The 21,880-nt window shown below is 37.2% G+C and carries 22 protein-coding genes and 2 riboswitches; of the genes, 16 read left to right on the top strand and 6 right to left on the bottom strand.

What is annotated here, in order from left to right; genetic code table 11:
* The first annotated feature begins 80 nt into the window (after positions 1–80).
* Entirely contained in the window at positions 81–1,373 is a 1,293-nt protein-coding gene (locus ACQQ2I_RS12945; RefSeq protein WP_431027213.1) for a protoglobin domain-containing protein, read from the top strand.
* A 111-nt stretch (positions 1,374–1,484) separates the two neighbouring features.
* Complete coding sequence (locus ACQQ2I_RS12940; protein WP_431027212.1) at positions 1,485–1,949, top strand: hypothetical protein; 465 nt, start codon at positions 1,485–1,487, stop codon at positions 1,947–1,949.
* 329 nt (positions 1,950–2,278) lie between these two features.
* On the opposite strand, the gene ACQQ2I_RS12935 is transcribed toward ACQQ2I_RS12940, so the two are convergent.
* Genes ACQQ2I_RS12935 through ACQQ2I_RS12920 form a run of 4 tightly spaced genes read right to left on the bottom strand, consistent with a single transcriptional unit; the run spans position 2,279 to position 4,920 of the window.
* Positions 2,279–3,151: an ABC transporter permease gene (locus tag ACQQ2I_RS12935; RefSeq protein ID WP_431027211.1), complete on the bottom strand. Its 873-nt coding sequence runs from the start codon at positions 3,149–3,151 to the stop codon at positions 2,279–2,281.
* The gene (locus ACQQ2I_RS12930) at positions 3,148–4,056 is read right to left on the bottom strand and encodes an ATP-binding cassette domain-containing protein (RefSeq protein ID WP_431027210.1); all 909 of its coding nucleotides are present in this window, start codon (positions 4,054–4,056) and stop codon (positions 3,148–3,150) included. The genes ACQQ2I_RS12935 and ACQQ2I_RS12930 overlap by 4 nt, the downstream gene beginning before the upstream one ends.
* Positions 4,034–4,471: a DUF3021 domain-containing protein gene (locus ACQQ2I_RS12925; RefSeq protein WP_431027209.1), complete on the bottom strand. Its 438-nt coding sequence runs from the start codon at positions 4,469–4,471 to the stop codon at positions 4,034–4,036. The genes ACQQ2I_RS12930 and ACQQ2I_RS12925 overlap by 23 nt, the downstream gene beginning before the upstream one ends.
* Positions 4,468–4,920, bottom strand: a complete 453-nt coding sequence (locus ACQQ2I_RS12920; RefSeq protein WP_431027208.1) for a LytTR family DNA-binding domain-containing protein — start codon at positions 4,918–4,920, stop codon at positions 4,468–4,470. Before ACQQ2I_RS12920 ends, ACQQ2I_RS12925 begins: the two co-directional genes overlap by 4 nt.
* Before the next feature lie 374 nt (positions 4,921–5,294).
* A riboswitch (TPP riboswitch) is annotated at positions 5,295–5,402 on the top strand.
* Positions 5,403–5,464: 62 nt separating this feature from the next.
* A riboswitch (TPP riboswitch) is annotated at positions 5,465–5,555 on the top strand.
* 141 nt (positions 5,556–5,696) lie between these two features.
* Between ACQQ2I_RS12920 and tenA the strand changes: the two genes are divergently transcribed.
* The 4 genes from tenA to ACQQ2I_RS12900 all read left to right on the top strand — a co-directional run bounded on the left by tenA (position 5,697) and on the right by ACQQ2I_RS12900 (position 8,968).
* Positions 5,697–6,371, top strand: coding sequence for a thiaminase II (tenA, locus tag ACQQ2I_RS12915; RefSeq protein ID WP_431027207.1), 675 nt, complete (start codon positions 5,697–5,699; stop codon positions 6,369–6,371).
* Between the two features lie 104 nt (positions 6,372–6,475).
* Positions 6,476–7,207: an ABC transporter ATP-binding protein gene (locus ACQQ2I_RS12910; RefSeq protein WP_431027206.1), complete on the top strand. Its 732-nt coding sequence runs from the start codon at positions 6,476–6,478 to the stop codon at positions 7,205–7,207.
* Positions 7,194–7,958, top strand: coding sequence for an ABC transporter permease (locus ACQQ2I_RS12905; protein ID WP_431027205.1), 765 nt, complete (start codon positions 7,194–7,196; stop codon positions 7,956–7,958). Before ACQQ2I_RS12910 ends, ACQQ2I_RS12905 begins: the two co-directional genes overlap by 14 nt.
* A gap of 17 nt (positions 7,959–7,975) precedes the next feature.
* Positions 7,976–8,968 carry an ABC transporter substrate-binding protein gene (locus ACQQ2I_RS12900; RefSeq protein ID WP_431027204.1) on the top strand — a complete coding sequence of 331 codons (993 nt, stop codon included), beginning with the start codon at positions 7,976–7,978 and terminating at the stop codon, positions 8,966–8,968.
* 216 nt (positions 8,969–9,184) lie between these two features.
* Here the strand turns inward: ACQQ2I_RS12900 and ACQQ2I_RS12895 are convergent, their stop codons facing one another.
* On the bottom strand, positions 9,185–10,507 hold the full coding sequence (locus ACQQ2I_RS12895; RefSeq protein WP_431027203.1) for a M48 family metallopeptidase: 1,323 nt from the start codon (positions 10,505–10,507) through the stop codon (positions 9,185–9,187).
* A gap of 265 nt (positions 10,508–10,772) precedes the next feature.
* Between ACQQ2I_RS12895 and ACQQ2I_RS12890 the strand changes: the two genes are divergently transcribed.
* Positions 10,773–11,066, top strand: coding sequence for a hypothetical protein (locus tag ACQQ2I_RS12890; protein ID WP_431027202.1), 294 nt, complete (start codon positions 10,773–10,775; stop codon positions 11,064–11,066).
* Positions 11,067–11,133: 67 nt separating this feature from the next.
* Here the strand turns inward: ACQQ2I_RS12890 and ACQQ2I_RS12885 are convergent, their stop codons facing one another.
* Positions 11,134–12,447 carry a TrkH family potassium uptake protein gene (locus ACQQ2I_RS12885; protein WP_431027201.1) on the bottom strand — a complete coding sequence of 438 codons (1,314 nt, stop codon included), beginning with the start codon at positions 12,445–12,447 and terminating at the stop codon, positions 11,134–11,136.
* Between the two features lie 684 nt (positions 12,448–13,131).
* On the opposite strand from ACQQ2I_RS12885, the gene ACQQ2I_RS12880 reads away from it, so the two are divergent.
* The 9 genes from ACQQ2I_RS12880 to ACQQ2I_RS12840 all read left to right on the top strand — a co-directional run bounded on the left by ACQQ2I_RS12880 (position 13,132) and on the right by ACQQ2I_RS12840 (position 21,507).
* Positions 13,132–15,000, top strand: a complete 1,869-nt coding sequence (locus ACQQ2I_RS12880) for an LTA synthase family protein (protein ID WP_431027200.1) — start codon at positions 13,132–13,134, stop codon at positions 14,998–15,000.
* Between the two features lie 202 nt (positions 15,001–15,202).
* Positions 15,203–15,661, top strand: a complete 459-nt coding sequence (locus tag ACQQ2I_RS12875) for a helix-turn-helix transcriptional regulator (protein ID WP_431027199.1) — start codon at positions 15,203–15,205, stop codon at positions 15,659–15,661.
* 62 nt (positions 15,662–15,723) lie between these two features.
* Positions 15,724–16,131, top strand: a complete 408-nt coding sequence (locus ACQQ2I_RS12870; protein WP_431027198.1) for a hypothetical protein — start codon at positions 15,724–15,726, stop codon at positions 16,129–16,131.
* Positions 16,132–16,531: 400 nt separating this feature from the next.
* Positions 16,532–17,506, top strand: coding sequence for an ABC transporter substrate-binding protein (locus tag ACQQ2I_RS12865; protein WP_431027197.1), 975 nt, complete (start codon positions 16,532–16,534; stop codon positions 17,504–17,506).
* 67 nt (positions 17,507–17,573) lie between these two features.
* Entirely contained in the window at positions 17,574–18,578 is a 1,005-nt protein-coding gene (locus ACQQ2I_RS12860) for a FecCD family ABC transporter permease (RefSeq protein ID WP_431027196.1), read from the top strand.
* Positions 18,575–19,609, top strand: a complete 1,035-nt coding sequence (locus ACQQ2I_RS12855) for a FecCD family ABC transporter permease (RefSeq protein WP_431027195.1) — start codon at positions 18,575–18,577, stop codon at positions 19,607–19,609. Before ACQQ2I_RS12860 ends, ACQQ2I_RS12855 begins: the two co-directional genes overlap by 4 nt.
* An 11-nt stretch (positions 19,610–19,620) precedes the next feature.
* Complete coding sequence (locus tag ACQQ2I_RS12850) at positions 19,621–20,415, top strand: ABC transporter ATP-binding protein (protein ID WP_431027194.1); 795 nt, start codon at positions 19,621–19,623, stop codon at positions 20,413–20,415.
* On the top strand, positions 20,412–21,068 hold the full coding sequence (locus ACQQ2I_RS12845) for an IucA/IucC family C-terminal-domain containing protein (protein ID WP_431027193.1): 657 nt from the start codon (positions 20,412–20,414) through the stop codon (positions 21,066–21,068). Before ACQQ2I_RS12850 ends, ACQQ2I_RS12845 begins: the two co-directional genes overlap by 4 nt.
* A gap of 298 nt (positions 21,069–21,366) precedes the next feature.
* Positions 21,367–21,507 carry a hypothetical protein gene (locus ACQQ2I_RS12840; protein WP_431027192.1) on the top strand — a complete coding sequence of 47 codons (141 nt, stop codon included), beginning with the start codon at positions 21,367–21,369 and terminating at the stop codon, positions 21,505–21,507.
* Positions 21,508–21,880 lie beyond the last annotated feature (373 nt).

Raw genomic sequence — 21,880 nt, 5'->3', positions numbered from 1 at the left:
AACTTTAGTGTCTAATTATTTGACAATGTTTTTTTTCATTTTATAATAAAATCATATTCTAAATGAAGGAAGATGATGGTATGTTTGGTCTCTTTATGAAGAAACAACAACGAGTAAACAATTTGGATCATTTTCAGCCTTTAATTGATAAAAAAGAATTAGGTGTAATTCAAAAGCAATTGAATTTAATTAATTTAACAGATGAAGATTTCAAAACACTCATGTCATTTCAGTCAACAATCAAGCAACATGTTAATGAAATTACAAATGTATTTTATGATAAGATCCTGGAAGTACCGGAGTTAAAGCAACTCATTGAATCGCGCAGTAGTGTGTCAAAGCTAAAAGCGGTTGTTGGTGAACATACGATTTCAATGTTTGATGGTCGATTAAATGAAGAAGTCATAGAACGAAAACGTCATTTAGCACGCATCCATTTTAAAATGGGGTTAGACCCGAAATGGTATATGGGAACGTTTCAACAGATGCAAGAAATCATGGTCCGCATTTTAGTCGAGGAGCCTACTGTTCAGGTGGAAGCCTTGCAAATTGTAACGGTTGTGTCCAAGTGGATCAATTTTGAGATGCAAATTGTATTAGAAGAGTATGAGCGTGAAAACCGTCGTTTAATTGATGTGCAATATACAGTTGTGAAAGAGGAGTTAAAGGGCAGCATTTCATCGATTAGTGAAGATTTAGCGCGGCTAACAGATGAAACAACGAATCAAATGGACAACATACAGTGTTCAACTGCTACACTGAATCAAAATATTACAAACAATGTGGAAACCGTGAAAAATGTTTCAGCTCGTGCAGTGCAAGGAAGTAGTTATATGAAACAACTAGAACAGCAAATTGCACAAATGGTTACGAAAATGGATGATATGACTGCCGTAGCAAATGAGTTAGCAACTTCTTCTCAAAAAATTTACGATGTGTTAGCGATTGTTCAGTCCATTGCAGATCAAACGAATTTACTTGCCCTCAATGCATCCATTGAGGCCGCAAGAGCAGGTGAATACGGCAAAGGTTTTGCAGTTGTGGCGCAGGAAGTCCGTAAGCTAGCAGAACAATCGAAGCAATCGGTTGCCCATATAGCTGAACTTGTCAACACAACCTCCCGTTTATCGCTACATGTCAGCTCTTCTTTAAAAGAAGTAAAAACGGCTACCGCAGAAAGTCAAACGGTATCTTATGATGCACAGGGCGAGTTTGACCACATTTTACAAGAAGTCGAGCATAATGAAAAGGCGATTCAACTCATAGCCGCAGAGCTTAAACAGCTCATAAATGGCGTAGAAATAATCGATCATGAAATTCATCAAGTATCCACTACTGCCGAAAATCTATATAACACTGCACGTAATTTGTAGATACAATGTATTTTCATAGCTTTATAGACTAGTTGGATTGGTATGAACTTTTCATATGAATCATGCCTACAAAAATCACGACAGATGTACTTATATGTTGGAGGGGGTTAAATGTCACGCTTCATCTTCCATACGCTTGTTTACAGTATCATCGCAGGTATATTTCTAGGGTTGTTAATGAAATGGATGCAATATGTGACGGGCTATAAAATCTATACATTATTGATGAATGTGGACTATATTCCCATTTTAAAAGAGTACACATTTCCAGGGTGGGTGGAGTTTACGTTTCATCTTATAATTGCTGTGATTTTAGCGTATGTCATCGTATGGATTGCTTGGAAAAAGTCCTTTACAAGGAAACAACTCATTTCATTTACAGTTATTGTGAATATAGTCATTGCGATAGCGCTTTATCCAACAACTACGTTATCGGATCGGACGCCACCGCTTTTGTCGTTCCCATCATTTGGTTTGTGGTTAGTAGCGCACATTGCATATGGCGTAGTGCTAGGCATTTTGCTAGCTCGACTAATACCGTTTCGTTTGAAAAATAGGAGAGAAGGGGTCGTCTGAAAAGACATTTTGAGAAAGTCGATTCAAAATGAGGAAGTAAATACAAAATAAAATAGGAAAGTCGCGTAAAAGTGCTTCGAACCCGCGTAAAAGTGCAGGAAAGTCGCGTAAAACAGCCCCAAACCCGCGTAAAACCATAAGAAACTCGCGTAAAAAACCCCGATACGTCTATAAAAGTTAATGCTGAAGTACGGGGCACCTTTGTTCAAAAATAAGAAAGTATAAACTTTTTCTAATTGAAAGGGTACTTAGGCATTCGCGCCAAAATTTATTTTGCGACGAAAGCGTAAGCGGCAGGAGCACACCGCTCGAGGTCGCTTGTGCTTTTCTTATTTATTTTTTAGTTTAAAGATCAGAAGGGAGATTGTTGCTAGTGCAATGGTCGAACCGATAATCACGATATAGCTCACACTTGTTGATAAAAGAGTATTGTTCCATTCATATACCACACCGAAATTCTTTTTATATTGTGCCAGTGCTTCTGGAGTACCTGAAAATACGTTATCTAACGAATCGACCATTAATTTTTCCCGGAATAATACGGTTGAATGGCTAATCGGAAACAACATGATGACGTTTTGTACCGCATTTGGTAATGATCCCATCGGTACATATACGCCGCATAGGAAGCCGATTGCTGTTCCGATAATCGTGTTCAGTGTTGAAAAAGCGGTTTGTGTAGAAACGAGTAATGTGAAAAATAAGTTAAACATGCTACTAAGGGATACGGATAATGCGATGATGCCGATGATTTCAATAAATGTTACAGCATCCACGATATGACCACCTGTTGCAACAATAAACAGTTCACATAAAATAAATGCTATAACGGATAAAATAAACCCGATCATCCAAGTATTTGCAACATAGCTTAATTGCAACGCTGCGCGAGAAGTAGGGGCGGTCAAGAAATCAGCCAATCCCTTTGTTTCTAAATCTCGAATGTAGATGCCGAATGCCGCAAGGGTTGTTGTAACGGTCACGATGGATAAAAGTCCAGCTATCATCCATTCATTGACAAGTGTTGTAATCTCAGAAGAAGCGGGGACGATTTCTTCAATGGCATCCACTTGTAATTTTTGTAGAAACACGGCATATAAAGTAATCACAATTAATACAGATAAAAAAGAAAATAAAACAAGCAGTTTATCGCGGCGATATACTTTATTGTGGCGGTTGATTAGATTAAATATAGCACTCATATCGCAACTCCTTCTTCATTAATGTGAATAAATACATCGTCTAAGGAACCTTTGATGACTTCAAATGACGCTAAGTTTTCTTCTAGTTCCTTTAAAATATGCAGGGCATCCATTGTGGAACGAACACGTACATAATACACGCTGTTTTTTTCATGGAACGCGAGGTTTTGGTTTTGCAAATATTGTTCGCCTGCCGTTTGATCTTTAAATAGTAATGTCATTTGGTCGAATGCATACTGATCTTTTAACGCATGTGGCGTACCTTGTGCGACAATTTCCCCTTGCTTAATGATAACGATATCATCTGCTACCGCTGCTTCCTCCATATAATGTGTCGTTAAAAAAATCGTCATATCGGTTTCTTGTTGCAGCTTTTTAATCGCTTCCCAAACGAAAATACGTGTTTTGGGATCAAGTCCAGTTGTTGGTTCGTCCAGAAATAAAATGCTCGGTTTATGGATGAGGGCACGGGCAATATCTGCGCGGCGCTTTTGACCACCTGACAAACGACCATACTTTTTATGTTCGATATCTGCTAATTGTAAATAGTGCGATACGAAAGCATAGTTTTCTTGTAAGGTAGTTTTTGTTAAATTGTACATGTTCCCCCTGTGCATAATATTTTCATAAACTGATAGTTGACTATCTAAAATACTTTGTTGAAATACAACCCCGATCTCTTTGCGAATCGCATCACGATTTGTTAGAGAATGTCCTGCGATTGTCACTTCACCAGCTGTCTTTTGAGTAAGCGTGCATAATATTTCAATTGTCGTTGATTTGCCTGCGCCATTTGTGCCTAAAAATGCAAACAACGCCCCTTTTTTGACAGAAAATGATATGCCTTTTACGGCTTCGTGGTTGCCATATTTTTTGCGCAAATTATTTACTTCTATACTGTTCATCCGCTCGCCTTCTTTCTTGAATTAATGTATTTAATTGTTCTACTTCTCGTTTCATTAAAATATAAATAATGCCCCAAATAATGAGGTAGGCAATGACTTCATTTATAAATACTTTCATGATGGAGCTTGGTTCATTGAGATCAAACCATTGACCAACGATCCCTGCGGACATGACGACTAATGTAACGATCGTAAAATGAATAATTGTCGCAACAGTAAAAGAGAGTTTGTCCGATACATAAATCGTAGTGGCAAGACCGATGATAATCCCCATGACAATGGCAATGAGTAACTGATGGAGTAGCTCGTCACCGGAAATAGAACGATTTTCAGTAAAGATACTTAACGTTAAAATAATATAAGATGTACTTAGTGAGATTAATACACCTAATAAGCAGCTTCTCAAGTATGTCATCCGTTTTCTCTCCCCATCATTAATTTTTCTTTTAGTAGCTTAAAGTACTTTCGACTAATATGTATCGTTGTTTCGTTGTCTAGTACGAGCTGCGGGGTAGATACGATGCCTATTTGAATAGATACAATTTTCGATAAATTCACGAGTGTGGATTTATTGACTTTGACAAAGCTCGATTCAAGTAATGCTTCAAGCTCATATAATTTACGCTTTGATTCAAATTCCTCTTCCGCTGTTTGAAAATACACTTTCGCATCCTCCACATAAATTGTGAAAATATCATCTAATTTCAACATGCGAATTTCTGTTGCATTATAGCCGTCGACCATAGAAGTTTTTGGGGATTTTAGTGTTTTCATGAGCTGTTCGACTTCATTTGTATAAGCATCCGTAAACACATGCACCTCAATTTCCTTATATTGTTCATGAACTGTTAGTTGGACTTTCATTGAAAAGCTCCTTTCTGTCTCTAGTGTAGCAGGTGGTAAACGCTCTTTTCGCAAACTAAATGTAAGTGGTTGAAAAAGCACTGTATGTGGTATTTATTGTATAGTGACTGGTCGAGAGAATAAATGTTAAAGTACATAAATTGATTAGTTTTTGTTGGGAAGCAATGATTGAAAGTGGGGGAAGGGTGTACTTCAACATAAGGGGACTTCGTTTTTAGAACGTGCAGAAGTATGCACTTTTGGAGAAGGGCAGAGGCGATGATATGACGTTTAAGTTTATAGTTATGGACTGACGCCAAGTCCGCGGAAAGCATTGTCAAAAAAATCTTGTCTTGCCTTTTAGTGAATTCATGTTATTGTTATAAATAGTAATTAGAACACACTAGGGGAGTCTTACTTGAAGGCTGAGATTGAACAATTGTTCTAAACCCTTTGAACCTGTACTAGTTCACGCTAGCGTAGGAAAGTGGTTGTCGTAGGATAAGAAGGACTTATTCTCCCCACTCATCGCTTTGTGAGTGGGGTTTTTAACTTTATATGAATAACACACTACTAGGGGCGCCGTATTGGCTGAGATTGTACCCTTTGCACCTGATCTAGTTCATGCTAGCGTAGGAAAGTAGGTAATAAAGAGCTTTATGCTTTTTATAACCGCTTTCCATATGGGAAGCGGTTTTTTAGTGGACAGCGAAATATCCGTAAAGATGCGACATCACCTCTCCCTATTTTGAGCGAGATGTGTCTTTCTAATAGTATTAAGCTTAGGAGGAATTAAAATGACGAAGTTTACAAATAGGCTTTATAAAAATGTACAACCCATTTGGGAGAAGAACCATCAGCACCCATTTGTACAGGAGCTAGGACAAGGTACATTAGCTGAGGAAAAATTCATTCAGTATATGAAGCAGGATTATGTGTATTTAATTGATTATGCGAAGCTATTTGCAGTAGGTGTAACGAAAGCACATAATTTAGATATGATGAACAAATTTTCAAAAGTTTTGCATGATACACTCCATTTTGAAATGGAGCTGCATCGTCAATTTGCGGCTGAATTTGGTATTACACGAGAAGAGCTTGAGCAGACTAAGCCAACACCAGATAACTTGGCTTATACGAATTATATGTTAAATGTTGCTCAAAATGGTAGTCTGGCAGAGGTTGTGGCGAGTCTTCTTCCTTGTGCATGGGATTATTGGGAAATTGGTAAATTATTAAGAAAGCAATACGGGGATCAATTAGCATCTAACCGTTATGCGAAATGGATTGAAACGTATGACTCCGAGGAATTTGCACAAGGAACGAAATGGTTAATCGATTTAATGGACGAGCTTGCTGATGGAAAGCCAGAACGAGAGCTAGCTGTACTTGAAAAGCATTTCCAAATTACATCGAAGTATGAATATTTATTTTGGGATATGAACTATTTCAAACGTGATTGGCCAATTTAACTTCTTTTAGCAAGTGTTCAAACACAAGCTAAAAGAAGGGAAAGCCTTTGACGGATACAATTACGCCGAGGCAGAATTGATTTTGTGGAGTTGGTAGGACAAATATGACACTCAGATTGAAAAATGTATCGTATTCCTATGAGAAACAGACAGTGATTTCTAATCTTCATTTAGAAATTAAATCGGGCGAGTTCGTTTCATTAATAGGAAAAAGTGGTACGGGAAAGAGCACCATTTTGAAATTAATTACAGGTCTTTTGCAGCCGGATGAAGGAGAAATTACTATTCATGGACGTCCCATCAAGCTTGGCGATGTTGGCTATATGCCACAGCGTGATTTATTGCTACCATGGCGAACAGTTTTGGACAATATGATGCTGCCATCAGAAGTGAAAAAAGACCAAAGCTATACGAAGGAAGAGGCAAGACAATGGCTGGAACGTGCGGGCCTATTGGCATATGAAAATGCGCTTCCCCAGCAATTATCTGGTGGGATGAGGCAAAGAGTAGCCTTTTTACGGGCGCTGTTAATAGGGGAGGACGTGCTGTTACTGGATGAGCCTTTTGGTGCGTTGGATGCTTTTACGAAAAAGGATATGCAAGCGTGGTTACTGTCCATTTGGCAGGAGCTTAATAAAACGGTATTATTTATTACCCATGATTTGGACGAGGCATGCTATTTAAGTGATCGCATTTTATTACTACATGCAGACAAAACGGTTGAAGAGATTCCTGTCCCGTTAAAACGCCCACGTCAACCAGATATGTTACATGAGATGGAATTTGTGACTTTAAGAAAAAACGTAGAGAGAAAGATTGCTCATGAACACTATTAAAAATTGGTTTAAAACGTATTATTTATTTCTTGTGTTTAGCTGCACAATTTTACTAGCTGTTGAGTGGGCGGTACGTGCTGAAATGGTTCCGGCGTTTATTATTCCAGCGCCAACTGGTGTATTAATGCTCATTATTGAGAATTGGCAGCCGCTCTTTTTAGAGCATCTTCCGGTTACATTATTAGAATTTACGATTGGATTTGTCATTGCAGTAGTGGGCGGTGTTTTACTAGCAGTCAGTATGTTTTATTCCAAAACGATCGAAAAAATGCTTTATCCAGCTGTTCTCATCTCGCAAATGATTCCGATCATTGCGTTATCGCCCATCTTTATTTTGTGGTTTGGTTATGAGATTTGGAGTAAGGTCGCGGTTACGATTTTGATTTCATTTTTCCCTATAGTAGTGGGCACTTACGATGGCTTGAAGGCAACAGATCGGGAGTATGTAGACTTATTCCGGTCAATGGGCGCCACTCGTTGGCATATTTTTTGTAAACTACAAATTCCAATGGCGCTACCGTCATTCTTTTCAGCATTAAAGCTAGCGATTGTTTACGCTTTAGTCGGTGCAACAATTGGAGAGTGGCTCGGAGCGAGTGAAGGGCTGGGCTATTATAGTAGACGAATGTCAGGTAATTTAAATGCAGAAGGTGTATTTGCAGCCATCGCCATTTTAACTGTATTAGGAATCGTGCTATTTGCGATTGTTGCTATAATTGAACAACGTGTATTACGATGGAAAAACAAGTAGAAGGAGTATAATTAAATATGAAGAAACTTTATGTATGGACACTATTACTAGCAAGTTTTGCCATGATTATGGCAGGCTGTTCCGATAAGGACAGTGAACAAGGAACAAAGGATTTAGAAGAGATTAGTATTATGTTAGATTGGTATCCAAATGCCGTTCATTCCGCGATTTATGTTGCGAAAGAAAAAGGCTATTTCGAAGATGCAGGTCTAGATGTGGAAATTAAAATGCCAGCTGATACAAATGATCCTTTAAAGCTAGCGGCTACAGGGAAAGTAGATTTAGCAATTAGCTATCAATCACAACTATTAGTTTCACGTGCTGAGGATATACCTGTTGTATCAGTTGCAGCACTAGTAAGACATTCACTAGATGCCATTATGTACAAAGAAGAAAGTGGTATCCAATCGCCGAAGGATTTAGAAGGAAAAAGAGTAGGCTATCCATCAACAACAGTAAGTGAAGCAATTGTCGCTTCAATGGTTGCCAATGATGGTGGTGATGCACAACAAGTAAAAATGACAGATGTTGGTTGGGACTTAATGCCATCATTAGCAACGAATCAAGTGGATGCTGTTGTCGGAGCGTATATTAATCATGAAATGGTATTACTTGAAAAAGAAGGTTACAACATCGATTTACTAAAATTAGATGACTATGGTGTTCCAAATAGCTATGAGTTAGTAGTTGTAGCAGGTGAGGAAACATTCGAAAAGAAAAAAGAGCAAATCACGAAATTTTGGCAAGCTGTGACAAAAGGTCATGAGGATGTGAAGAAAGATCCAGCTGCAGGGCTAGAGGTACTGTTTAACCATGAAAATGAGAGCTTCCCATTAGATATGGATGTTGAAAAAGAAAGCTTAAACATCCTTTTACCATTAATGGAGGATGAGGGTGTGAAGTTTGGCCACCAGGAGCAAGAGGCATGGGATAAAACAGCGAATTGGCTATATGAATCTGGTGTGATTAAGGTAAATCTGGATGCATCAGAAGCATTTGTGAATTTATAAAGATTTGTTCGTAGAAATATAAAAAACGGTAGACAAAGCTAATGCTTTGTCTACCGTTTTTTTGAAAAGATAAGAAAGTATAAACTTTTTCAAATTGAAAGCGTGTCTAGCTCCAGCCCCTCGTGACGTTTCGAAAGTCTCTTCGTTTCGTGTGCAAGTACACTGTGAGCCTATCTCCAACGCATATCGGCGCTAGAGAGGGCGCTTGCGCTTTTCTTAGTAGTTTTCAATGTATTGTGCGATATCGAAATAGCCATAATCCATCGCATATTGATAGGCGTCATAGCCGCTAGAATCTTGCATTGTTTTATCTGCCCCGTGTGTTAACAGCAGTTCTACCATTTCCGAATCTCCGTACGAAGCAGCTTCAATTAATGGTGTGAATTCATACATGTCTATTGTATTTGGGTCTGTCCCTTGTTCTAATAGATAAGAAGCGATTTCGTGATTGCTCTCCATTACGGCAAGATGAAGTGCGGTATACCCTTCATCGTTTACTTCGTTTAGTACATGTTCATCTGTTGCATATTGTTGGACAGCATTGAAATCTGAGTCTACAACCGCAAGCATTAAATCATTCATACTTGCTGTGTCATACGTATAGTAAAAATCTTCACTCATGCTATCATCTTCTAATAGAAAATTATCTTCTAATAGTAGCTCATCTTCTAGTCGAGAAACCGTATTAAGCGTCCACCAAATACCAATGAAGAATAAAATAGTGAGCAAAATTAAGCCAACGATTCCGAGGATAACTCCTTTATAAGAAGATTTTATAACAGGTGTCTGATCAGCCTGGAAGAAGCCACTAATAGCATGGACACGTTTTGGTAAATTGGGATGTGTGGACAGCATTTCATCCATCCAGCTAAACATGCCTGATTCTGTTTCGATTTGCTTCATAAATGTTACTTGATCTACTTGCTTATATAATTGAGGTCCAATCGCTAGCATTACTAGTGCATTTTTTGCTGCTTCATGGGACTGACTGTAATAGGCACCGTAGCGGTCACATGTAAATTCACAGGCACGTGAATACGCATTGCTTAAAAACGGCACGAGTAAGCCTGGCATTAACAGCCAGCCTAGTCCTACATGTTTGCGTTTTATATGCGCAAATTCATGTGCTAAGATAAAGTGCACTTCTTCTTGACCTTGTTCATCTATTAATGAAAAAACATCTGCATATAATACAACCATGTTTTTTAAGCCGAATTTTGTTGCAAAGGCGTTTAAAATACCTCCCGATTGCATGACATAAATATCTGGTACCTGTGTCAGATTCATGCGTTGTGCGATGTCTTTCGCCTGTTCATAAAAATGAGGAAACTGTTGCTCATTTAGTTTGACACCGTTTTTTCGAATATTAACAATTGCTAGATTATGTATGAACCAGTAGAAAAGGAATAGGAACAAGATGACAATCATACCGATGATGGATATTGCTGCCACAATATAAACAAGCGCACTAACGACGCATAAAATGGCAAAATAAATCTTTTCCTTACTAGTTACTAAATCTTTCTCTGAAAATGTCATTGCTTCTCTCCAATCATAAATTTTAACAACGTTACTAATATACACATATAAAGTAAAAAAAGGAATAAGAAAAAAGAATGATAGGTCATAGGTAGTGTTTTTTGTCTATATATTTCTAAAATAAATGGTAAAGATACCTAGTTAAAAACAGCTAAGTGTAAAGTGTTGATACTCTATGTTAAAAATTATGGAATAGTATAATAATGAAAAGTTCTAGGAGAAATGGCTATGCTATATTTGAATGAAAGGAAGGTGGATTGTTAAAATGGTCACTTCAGAAAAGAGTAAAATAATATGTAATAAGGGACATGTGTATTATAAAAGCTCGGATTGTCCAACCTGTCCGACTTGTGAAAAGGAGCGAAAACCTACCACAGGCTTTCTTGCGTTACTTGCGGCACCAGCAAGACGAGCGTTGCAATTGAATGAGATTACATCCTTGCAAGAGCTATCCAAATATAGTGAAAAAGAGATTTTGCAATTACACGGTATAGGTCCATCTTCGTTACCTAAACTGAAAGCTGCTTTACAGGAGAATGGTTTAGCATTCAAAGAGTAAGCAGCTATCAGTTTGCAACAATACTAGTTACGTTATTTAAAAATATGACAACACGTAGGTTACTACACTAACCGATCATCAAATCCTCATTTGGATAGCGGAATCGATTCGCTGGACGGGCGAGCAGTACATATAAAATCGTCAAGGTACCGAGTCTTCCAAGAAACATCGTCAGCATAATCATGATATCACTTGCTGGAGACAACATAGGTGTCAGACCAAGCGATAGTCCCACTGTTCCAAAGGCACTTGTTGCTTCAAACAAATAGGTCATCATCGTATAGCCCTTCGTTGTCATAGCGAGTACAATCGTAGTTAAAAAAACCCACAGAGCGCTACAGCTAACGAGCGTAAAAGCTCTTAGAACAAGCGTATTGGAAATGGTCCGTTTCCATAATACCGTTTCAGTTGAACCACGTAATTGACTCCAAATAACTGCACCGAGCAGCGTGATTGTCGCGATTTTTACTCCCCCTGCAGTAGAACCAGAACCACCGCCAATAAACATAAAAACAATCGTCATGAGTAAAGTTGGAATAGTTAGCTCATTCATTGGTAATGTATTTGCTCCGGCTGTCCGAGGGGTTACACTGTGAAAGAAAGCCCCTAAAAATTGCTCTTTCAATGTCGCATTGACAAGGGCACCACCATGTCTTGTTTCAAAAAACCAAACCGCTATTGTTCCGCCAATTACAAGAAAAGCCGTCATAGATAAAATGACTTTGCTGTATAAAGAAAGACGCTTTCCTTTTCGAAAGTGGCGTAGCTCGTCAATGACAATAAAGCCAAGTCCGCCAAATAAAATAAGCGAACAGACTGTAAAAACGACTACAATATCATTTTGGTAACTTGTTAAGCTCGAAAAACCGCCAAATAGGTCAAAGCCCGCATTGTTGAACATAGAAATAGCATGAAAAATACCATAATAAATTGCTTTTGTAACCGGCATATCAAATGAAAAACGAATTGCTAAAATAACGGCACCAATCAACTCAATGATGAGTGTATACATGACAATCCGCTTTAATAAATATAACGCTTGCTCGATGGAGTAGGCATTAAAAGACTCCTGCAAAATAAGCTTATCTTTTAAGGAAATTCTCCGCTTAAAAAACAATAATAAAAAAGAAGAGACGGTCATAAACCCAAGCCCGCCAAGCTGAATGAGTGTAAGTATCACTATTTCACCGAACATAGTAAAGCTATCTGCTGTATCCATGACGACAAGCCCCGTTACACAAACGGCAGATGTTGCTGTAAAGAATGTATCAACCCATGAAATAGGCGCGGTAGTCGCAAACGGAAGCTTCAATAAACAGGCTCCTAATAAAATCAATCCTGCAAAGCTGGCCATTAAAATCAGTGTCGGTTTTTTCGCCATCGTGATTCCTCGATTCTCTTTTGAGATTAATCCATTACGATAAGGTGAGACAAAAGACTTTGTATAAATAAAATGTAACAGGAGAAAAAGCTATGCTTAGTTTGATAATAAAAAATACTATATCGAAAAGTGGAAAGATGTAAAGAGAAATTTTTAGAGTTATTGTTGAACCGGAAAAGTACTATATAAATCATCTTAAAACTGTCGACATTTGTAGCGTTCATATTGTAACCCCTATGCTTCGCAACCACCTACTATAAAGGAAGAGAAAATATGTTTACCCCTGCTCATTAAAATGAATCATGTGGATGTCTGGATCATGTTACATAAAGAAATCGAGCAAAAGCCTTTCAGAAACGGTCAAAACAACTCGGCACAAACAAAACAAACGTGTATCCGAGCAAAAGCCCACGGTAAACGGTCAAAAAGCCGCTGCATCCGGTCAAAACCCCCGGTATAAGCAAAAATAGGCTGATTTTTAAAGTCAATCGTTATGCTAGAACATTAAAATGAACTTATATAACTACAATGTCCTAACAGTAATTACAACCTCTTTTCTTAAATTTATGTTTATAAATGGTGAAAGATATTATGAAAATATAACATTCATATTTTCCACTATTGTCTATGTAATAACTGAAATTTCAAATAAAATAAAACAAAAAATGTAAAGAGGTTTTTAGTATGATAAACCGTAAGAAATATTTAGGTGGACAATATGCTTTTATGCGTAAGCTGAAAAATGGTTGTTTCACAATGGCTATATTATTCCTTGCTCAATGTATTTTAATTTATTTTCAATGTCAATTTCAGTTTCAAGATGTAGTGTATTATACACAACAGTATTGGCATAATTATGTTTTCGATATCATTTTGTTGTACTTTTTATATTTAGCATTTCTTGTAATCGTTAATCGGAAAACATATGCTTCATTTTTGCTGCTTAGTACAACGCTTCTTTTCTCCATTGCCAATTATTTAAAGCTAAATTATAGAAGTGAACCCCTTTTACCGAGTGATTTTACGATGATCTTCGAAATAAACCATATTATCCAAATGATTAATAAAGTGCATATAATTGTGAGTATCGGTGCTATCTTATTGCTAATCGCTGCTTTTTTTCTCCTCAACCGCTTCAAATCTAAGCCAGTCCATACAGGGAAGCAGAGGCTTCTCGTATCCCTGCTGTTATGTTTCGTATTTTACAGTTTTCTAAATAGTAATCACGCTAATAACCCTTATAAAGTCATCGCTACTTCTTTCGGCATTACAGATAGTTATTGGGATTTAAAGGAGGATTATAGCTCGAATGGTCCTATAGCGGGGTTTATCAAAAATTTAGATATCCAAGTAATGGAAGAGCTTCCTGAAGACTATTCTTATGAAGCAGTAAGCGATATTGTTGAAAAATATAAAGAGAAAGCAATACAAATGAACTGCGACACAGGAACATTAGAAGATCATACCGTAATCTTTGTGTTAAGTGAAAGTTTTACGGACCCCCTGAGAATACCTGGATTAGAACTATCAGATGACCCCATTCCTTTTATTAGATCTTTGCTCAATGAAACGACTTCAGGCTTACTATTAGGTGCTAATTACGGTGGGGGTACAGCAAATGTTGAATACGAAGTGTTAACAGCATTTAGCACCAATTTTTTTCACCCGTCGCTACTCATTCCATACACATTATTAGTGCCGAATTTACATGAAGCACCAAGCTTTACTAATTTATTTCATCAAAAAATAGCTGTTCATTCGTATAATGCAAGCCTTTATAGAAGGAAAGATGTGTTTGAGCAGTTTGGATTCGATTCATTCATTTATGAAGGGGGCAATGTGGATCTTTCCTATAAAGAAACATTGGACAATAGTACGTATATTAGTGATGCATCCGCGTATGAGGAAGTGTTAGATATTGTTCGTAAGGATACAGAGGGGAATTTGTTTATTTTATTAACGACGATGCAAAATCATAGTCCTTATGATGAAAATAAATATAACAATCATTTTGAAGTATTAAATGAGCTAAATGAACAAGAGAAATCGCGCATTGAAACATATGTTCAAGGCTTAAACTATACAGATATGGCTACAAAGCAATTTATCGAAGAAATTGAAACAATGGATAAACCGGTTACTGTCGTATTTTTTGGTGATCATTTGCCGCCAGATGTGTTCGAAGGCTTTGATGAAGATAGCGAACAAGAAAATGTAGTATTTTATGAGACAGATTATTTTATTTATAGCAATTTTGAAGCGGAAATAGTAGACAATCCAATCGTTAGTCCGAATATGATTAGCCCCATTGTACTTGAACAGTTGAATGTGGAACTAACACCGTATTATGCACTTATGTTTGAGCTGCAAAAAACAGTACCTGTGATGAGGTGGGGAGAGTATTTCTTGCTAACAGATGAAATGTTTGTTTACGAAGATGAATTGCCAGCAATCGTTCAAGAGCTACTAAATGACTATCGAATGATTCAGTATGATATTAATGCAGGAGAGCAATATGCAATTGAACTTGGGATGTTTGATTTGGAAAGGTAGAGATTTCTTGAAATTACGCTATACAGCATTTTTGAATGAGTATTCAATGGGAAGCGTATTTCCGTTGAATACTTTTCATTACAGAATGGCTTATTAGAGAGCATTAACAAGTAGCTATTTCCTCAAGTGTTTTGTGAAGTTTTTTATGGGTAAAGAGTCAAAATGATTTATAATAAGTGTAAAAATACACGAGGTGTTACAAATGGATCGAGATCAGTTGATTCAGATTGCTTCTGAAAGTTTAAAGCTTATTCGGACAGAAAATGGCTATACACAGGAAAAAATGGCTGAACTATTAGGCATTTCGAAAAAAACGCTTGTCCAGATTGAAAAAGAACGCATGGTAGCGAATTGGACCGTCACTATTGCAATTTGTGCGTTATTTCGCAATAGCTTAATCTTGCAAAATCGAGTGGGCGGCGATCCGATGGAAGTGATTGAATTAACGGCTCATGATGTGATTATTATTCCAAAAGAAAAGACAATGGGTGGTTACATATGGTGGAAAAATATTGAGGAATACGAGGGACATCGCCTGCAGCAAAATCTCTTAAGTAAGCATTATCGTATTCTAGACCATGAAAATTACCGTTTAATGAGTACATTAGATGAGGCGGTAGCATATGAAAAATGGCAAGCAATTAAAACAACAATAAAATAGAGTATTAACTAAAATAACCTGATGGTGTAAAATTACACTATTAGGTTATTTTGGAGGTATTTATGGTTCAAGTAATTATATTCATTGTTACCTTATCGTTAACACTTTGTTTAAATTTTTGGTCAGGGCTTAAATATCCAGATATAGAACCGACCTTTATGGGCTTCGTAACAACATGTATATATATTAGTGTCGTTATAATGATGAACAAAAAATGGGTACGTAATTTTTGTGTAATGGGTGCCATTAGCAGCTTGTTAGTAGCACTTTTAATTAGTTTTGAAACAGTTTTAACGGAGAATATGTTGTTAGATATGATTTTTAGTGTTCAATATGCCCTTTATGTTGTATTTATCATGCCGTTATTTGGGTTGAATTTTATCACAGATTTGCCTTTGGAATGGTTTTCCTGTATTTGTATAGGTATTTATATAGCGCTGTATTTTAGATTGAAAGGTCGAGTTGTATGAAAAATTATATACAACTTGGGCTATTCAAAAATAAGACTCCTTTCTATTCCAATTAATAAGCATATGTTATAAATGAAAATCTGCTTTTCCTACAAAATAGGGGGAGCAGATTTTTATCGTTATTGATATGGATTATTAGTTGAAAATACATTTATTACATAGCCTCAATAACATCTTTGTACTCTCCATCTTTTTGATAATAGCTTAATGTTTATAAATTCTTTAGGAAAATAATGATGTTTACTCTATTTTAGAAAAATGATTCTAGGTAGACGAGGATTACGTGTAGCCTAATTGAAAATAAATTTCAATTAGGGATTGCATTCAGTAGTTATATATAATAAACTCTTAATTGTTAATGATAATCATTTTCATTATAAAGAGAAGGGGTCTACAAACAATGAAAAACAAATTTTCACTGTTTTTCTTCATGCTTTTGGCAACTGTAATGGTGCTTGCGGCGTGTGGAGAAACGACTAAAGATGAAGCTTCGAATGATACAAGCACAGAGGAAGCTTCAGAAGAATCAACAACACGTGAAGTAACACATGCTCTTGGTACAACAACAATTGAAGGGAAACCTCAACGTGTCGTTACGCTTTATCAAGGCGCCACAGATACAATTTTAGAGTTTGATGTGAAGCCAGTTGGTGTGGTGGAATCATGGGTACAAGTACCAATGTATGAGTACATAAAAGAAGAACTGAAAGATGTGCCATTTGTAGGGCAAGAAACGCAGCCGAACCTTGAAGAGATTGCGGCATTAAAACCAGATTTAATTATTGCTACTCAAATTCGCCATGAAGAAATTTATGAGCAACTATCTCAAATTGCTCCAACAATTGTCAATACAACAATCTATGATTTTAAAGAAACAACAACGTTAATTGGTCAAGCTTTAGGAGAAGAAGAAAAAGCTGATTCTTTAATTGCTGATTGGGAAGCTCGTGTAGCTGACTTTAAAGAAAAAATCGCTTCAACTGAAAATTGGCCACTTAGCACGGCCGTTCTTAATTACCGTGAAGATCATGCACGAATTTATGTGACTGGTTTTGCTGGATCAATTTTGACGGAGCTTGACTTTAACGGACCTAAAGATTTACAAGGTGAAAATTTAGAAATTGTTAAGCTGACAGATAAAGAAGGTATTCCACAAATGAATGCAGATGTTATTTTCCAATTCATGGAGGATAATGAAGCTGTCAAAAAGACACATGAGGAATGGACAGCACATCCGTTATACCAAAACTTAGACGCAGTGAAAAACAACCAAGTATACACAGTGGATGAAGTAGCTTGGAACATGGCAGGCGGTTTACAAGCTGCACACTTAATGTTAGATGATATTTACTCACACTTTAAAATTGAACAGTAAATAGAAAATAGAGGAAAAGGGGAATCATTTAGTATTCCTCTTTTTCTATAGAAGAAGAGGATCTATTATGTTACAAACATCATTTTCTAAAACTGTAGGTCTAATAGGACTTTTAGGGGTAGTGGTTGCTTTGTTTTATTGTAGCTTAGCTATGGGGCAAACTTCTATTTCATTTAAAACGGCGTGGGATGTAATGACGGATTATGACCCGAACAATACAGAGCATTTAATTATTGCAACGAGTAGGCTAACAAGAGCTGTCATTGCCTTAATCATCGGTATGAACTTGGCCATTGCGGGCATTTTAATTCAAACATTAACAAGAAATCCTCTAGCCGCGCCAGACTTACTTGGCGTAAACGCAGGCGCTATTTTTTTTATTGTCGTAGCCATTACTTGGTTTAATATTCAATCGTTAACACACTATATGTGGTTTGCTTTTCTCGGTGCTGGTATTGCAGGGGTAGCCGTATTTTTCTTAAGTAGCTTCGGGAGAGGCGGTCTCACACCAATTAAAGTCATTTTAGCGGGTACAGCATTATCGGCCTTATTTATCTCCTTTACACAAGGCTTATTAGTGATTGATGAGCAGTCCTTTCAAACGGTCTTATTTTGGCTTGCTGGCTCTGTTGCAGGAAGAGATATGGAGATGCTTTTATCTGTATTACCAATATTATTAATAGCTCTTACTTTAAGTTTATTCATCGGAAAAGCCATGAATATTTTTAGTTCAGGAGACGATGTAGCAAAAAGTCTTGGTCAAAATGTCGGAATGTTAAAAGTTTTCATGGGATTATTAATTATTGTATTAGCTGGTGGTTCTGTAGCAATCGTGGGCTCCATTGGATTCGTTGGACTTATTGTTCCTCATATAGCAAAGGGTTTAGTAGGCAATGATTATCGATGGACGATTCCTTTTGCGGCATTGCTTGGCTCATCCTTATTATTAGCCGCCGATATTACAGCGAGATTTTTAATTATTCCACAGGAAGTACCGATTGGTGTAATGACCGCATTTATTGGTGGTCCTTTCTTTATTTACTTAGCCAGAAAAGGGGTGTCTAAACAATGAAAGCTTGGACATTTCGTTTATTTAAAGGAAATATCTCATTTCAAGTAACGAAGCAATGGCTGCTTGTCCTATCGATTTGTTTTATAACTGTACTTACTATTTTTTTATTCAGTTTATCAGCAGGTAGTACATGGATTCCTTTATCTGAAGTATTGCTTCAACTATTTGGTCAAATGGATGAGCATACTTTTGTCATCGAAACATTGCGTCTACCACGTGCTCTATTAGCACTTCTTGTTGGTTCAGCTCTAGGTGTAGCGGGGCTTATTTTACAAAGCTTAGTGCGAAACCCCCTTGCTTCGCCTGATATTATCGGGATTACGAGCGGTGCTTCCTTTGGTGCTGTTTTATTTATTGCGTTAGGAACAGGTGTAATGAGCATGGCTTTTCTTCCGTTTGCTGCAATTGCCGGAGGGCTATGTACAGCTATTTTAATTTATGTGATTTCTTGGAATAAGGGCGTCACACCGATTCGTCTCGTACTAATTGGCATCGGGATTTCAGCTATTTTAAAAGCGGGTGTGACATTCATGCTCGTATTTAGTAATACTTTTATTACGTCAAAAGCGTATGTGTGGTTGACTGGTAGCTTATATGCAGCTAGCTGGAGTGACGTGTCTTCCATGTTTTTATGGTTGCTCTTACCGTTACCGATTTTGTTGATTTTCGGTAGAAGCTTAAATGTGACAGAACTCGGTGATGATGTATCGATTAGTATCGGCATTCGTGTACAAGTTCAGAGATTTATATTTTTAATGTGTAGCGTGATTTTAGCTGGAACTGCTGCTGCCTATGCAGGGGGGATTGAATTTGTTGGATTAATGGCCCCTCATATTGCTAGACGTCTTGTAGGGAGGTCTTTTGTAGGTCTTGTGCCTATAACTGCGCTGATTGGTGCTGCATTAGTATTAGTTGCAGATTTAATTGCTCGCACAATGTTTTTACCTTTAGATATTCCAGCAGGTGTATTTACGGCCGCTATTGGTGCACCATTTTTCATCTATTTACTATTCCACAATCGAAATCGTTAGGAGAGGTGTAAATGAGCGGATTACAAACAAAAAATTTAACGTTAAATTATGGCGATCAGCATATTATTGATGATTTAAGCTTTGAAATGCCACTTGAAAAAATTACGGTGCTTGTTGGTGCGAATGGCAGTGGAAAATCTACATTATTACGATCGTTAGCCCGACTTTTAAAACCTACATCAGGAGAAGTACTACTGGATGAACAACGAGTACAGTCGATTTCAACAAAAGAAATTGCCAAAAAACTAGCCATTCTTCCACAAGGACCTGTTGCACCAGAAGGTATTACGGTACAGCAACTCGTCAAGCAAGGCCGCTACCCACATCAACGGTGGTTTCAACAATGGTCTGAGGAGGATGAGCACTTAGTGGAACAAGCGTTAGCAGCTACGCAACTACTTTCTTTTAAGGATAAGCCAGTAGACGCTTTATCAGGTGGACAGCGACAAAGAGCGTGGATTGCGATGACACTCGCGCAACAAACGCCGATTTTGCTATTAGATGAGCCAACGACTTATTTAGATATGACACATCAAATCGAATTACTCGATTTTTTATTTGATTTGAATAGACAGCATCGTCGAACAATTGTGATGGTGTTGCATGATTTAAATCTTGCTTGCCGCTATGCCGATCACTTAGTAGCTATCCATAACCGAACGGTCGCTGTACAAGGACCTCCTGAGCAAATTGTTACGGCTGAGATGGTACAAGAAATTTTTAATATGGAAGCAATGATAGAAGAAGATCCATTTTTCGGTACACCTTTATGTATTCCTAAAGGAAAAGGGCGGTATGTCAAATGAATTTAGAGCTATACGGTATAGAAAAGCGTAGCTCTGATGAAGGCATTCCTTTAGTTCACATACTTAATAAAGACATACTAATGCCAGTAGTGCAACAATATGCGACATCTCTCGGTACAGAGTCGTTAGCGATAGCGGGTTCTTTATTTATAAAACGGTATGCCGTACTTGCAGCAGCTGCCTCGCTCGATTATTTTGGACTCCAAAAGGAAACGAAAGATTGGTGGACAACTGCTCGGTTTGAGCCAAAAACATTTAAACTTCTCATTGAAGAAGATGTACAGAAAGAATGGGCAGAAGACTGGAAAGAGCGGCTTTTTGCTGAGCATTTAACGCCCCTTGTAGAGCTAGTTGCAAAAGAATGTAAAGTACCTCAAAATATACTTTGGGAAAATATAGCCGTTCGTTTACAAGCTGTTTTGCGTAAACAGGGAAAATTGTATTCGAATTTTGAGTTAGAACAGCAATTTAAAGAACTGACTTGTCTTGAAGCACATTGGTTGGGGAGAACAGGCAATCCGTTGCGAATGTATCTTCAAAAAGGGCAAGAATGGAGTCAGATGCCAACAAGAAAGACTTGCTGTCGTTATTATCAAGTCAAGAAAGAAGATGAAAATCCATACTGTGGCAATTGCCCGCTCAAGAAAGATTAAAGGAATAACAATCGGTGTTCTTAACTTAATAGGATGCTAGTAAAGTGAAAAGTCGATTTGTACCAACAATTTTGGTATCAATCGGCTTTTTTTGTGATCTCTTTTTAAAAGGTTTTCTCTGTGAACTAAATAAAAATGTGTATTTTTGTTAAATACTAGGTGATTAAAGCGCGATATAGTTTTAAGATAATGTAAATAGCATACCTTATTTCACTAAAAGGTCAGTTTAGTACAATGAGAATTTGGTGTGTTAGTTGAACATGGCTCTAATGTGGAAACTGTAGAGGAGGCGCTGAATATGAGAGGTAGAAATAATAGAGATGATTATATGCAGAGTGGTTCAGAAAAAAATGCAACGACAGGTTGGACAATGAAAGGGTTTATCTATTTTTTTATTATCGTAATAATTGTAGGAATAATAAGATTGCTATTCTTTTAGATTTTGGTTTTAGTAGTTACTTTTCAAACAAAGGAATAACAGTATTTTTTCTTGCAATGCTTTAGTAGCGAATAAGATATATTCAGAAGATTTGTTTCGATTGTCTAAGTACCTAATAATACCGTTGATTCCACAAATGTTCTAGCCTCTTGTTTTGTTTTTAAGCAATTCATTGTTCATACACTTCAAGGATGATACTTCGAGAAGCATTTAAGGATTCGGCCAGTTCTTTATTGAAGGGAAGTCTATCTCCTTCTTGAACTTTCTCCTAATAAAATTTCATTGTATTAATGACATCTTTGAAGGCCTATCCAGCTCAATCCCAATCATTATGTAAACTTTTTAGAAAAAAGTGGTTTTAAAAATAGGTTGT

The sequence above is a fragment of the Lysinibacillus sp. LZ02 genome, from assembly GCF_050613145.1.
Classification (GTDB): Bacteria; Bacillota; Bacilli; order Bacillales_A; family Planococcaceae; genus Lysinibacillus_B.
Note: the sequence above shows the minus strand (reverse complement) of the source record. Positions and strands in the feature narration are given on the sequence as shown.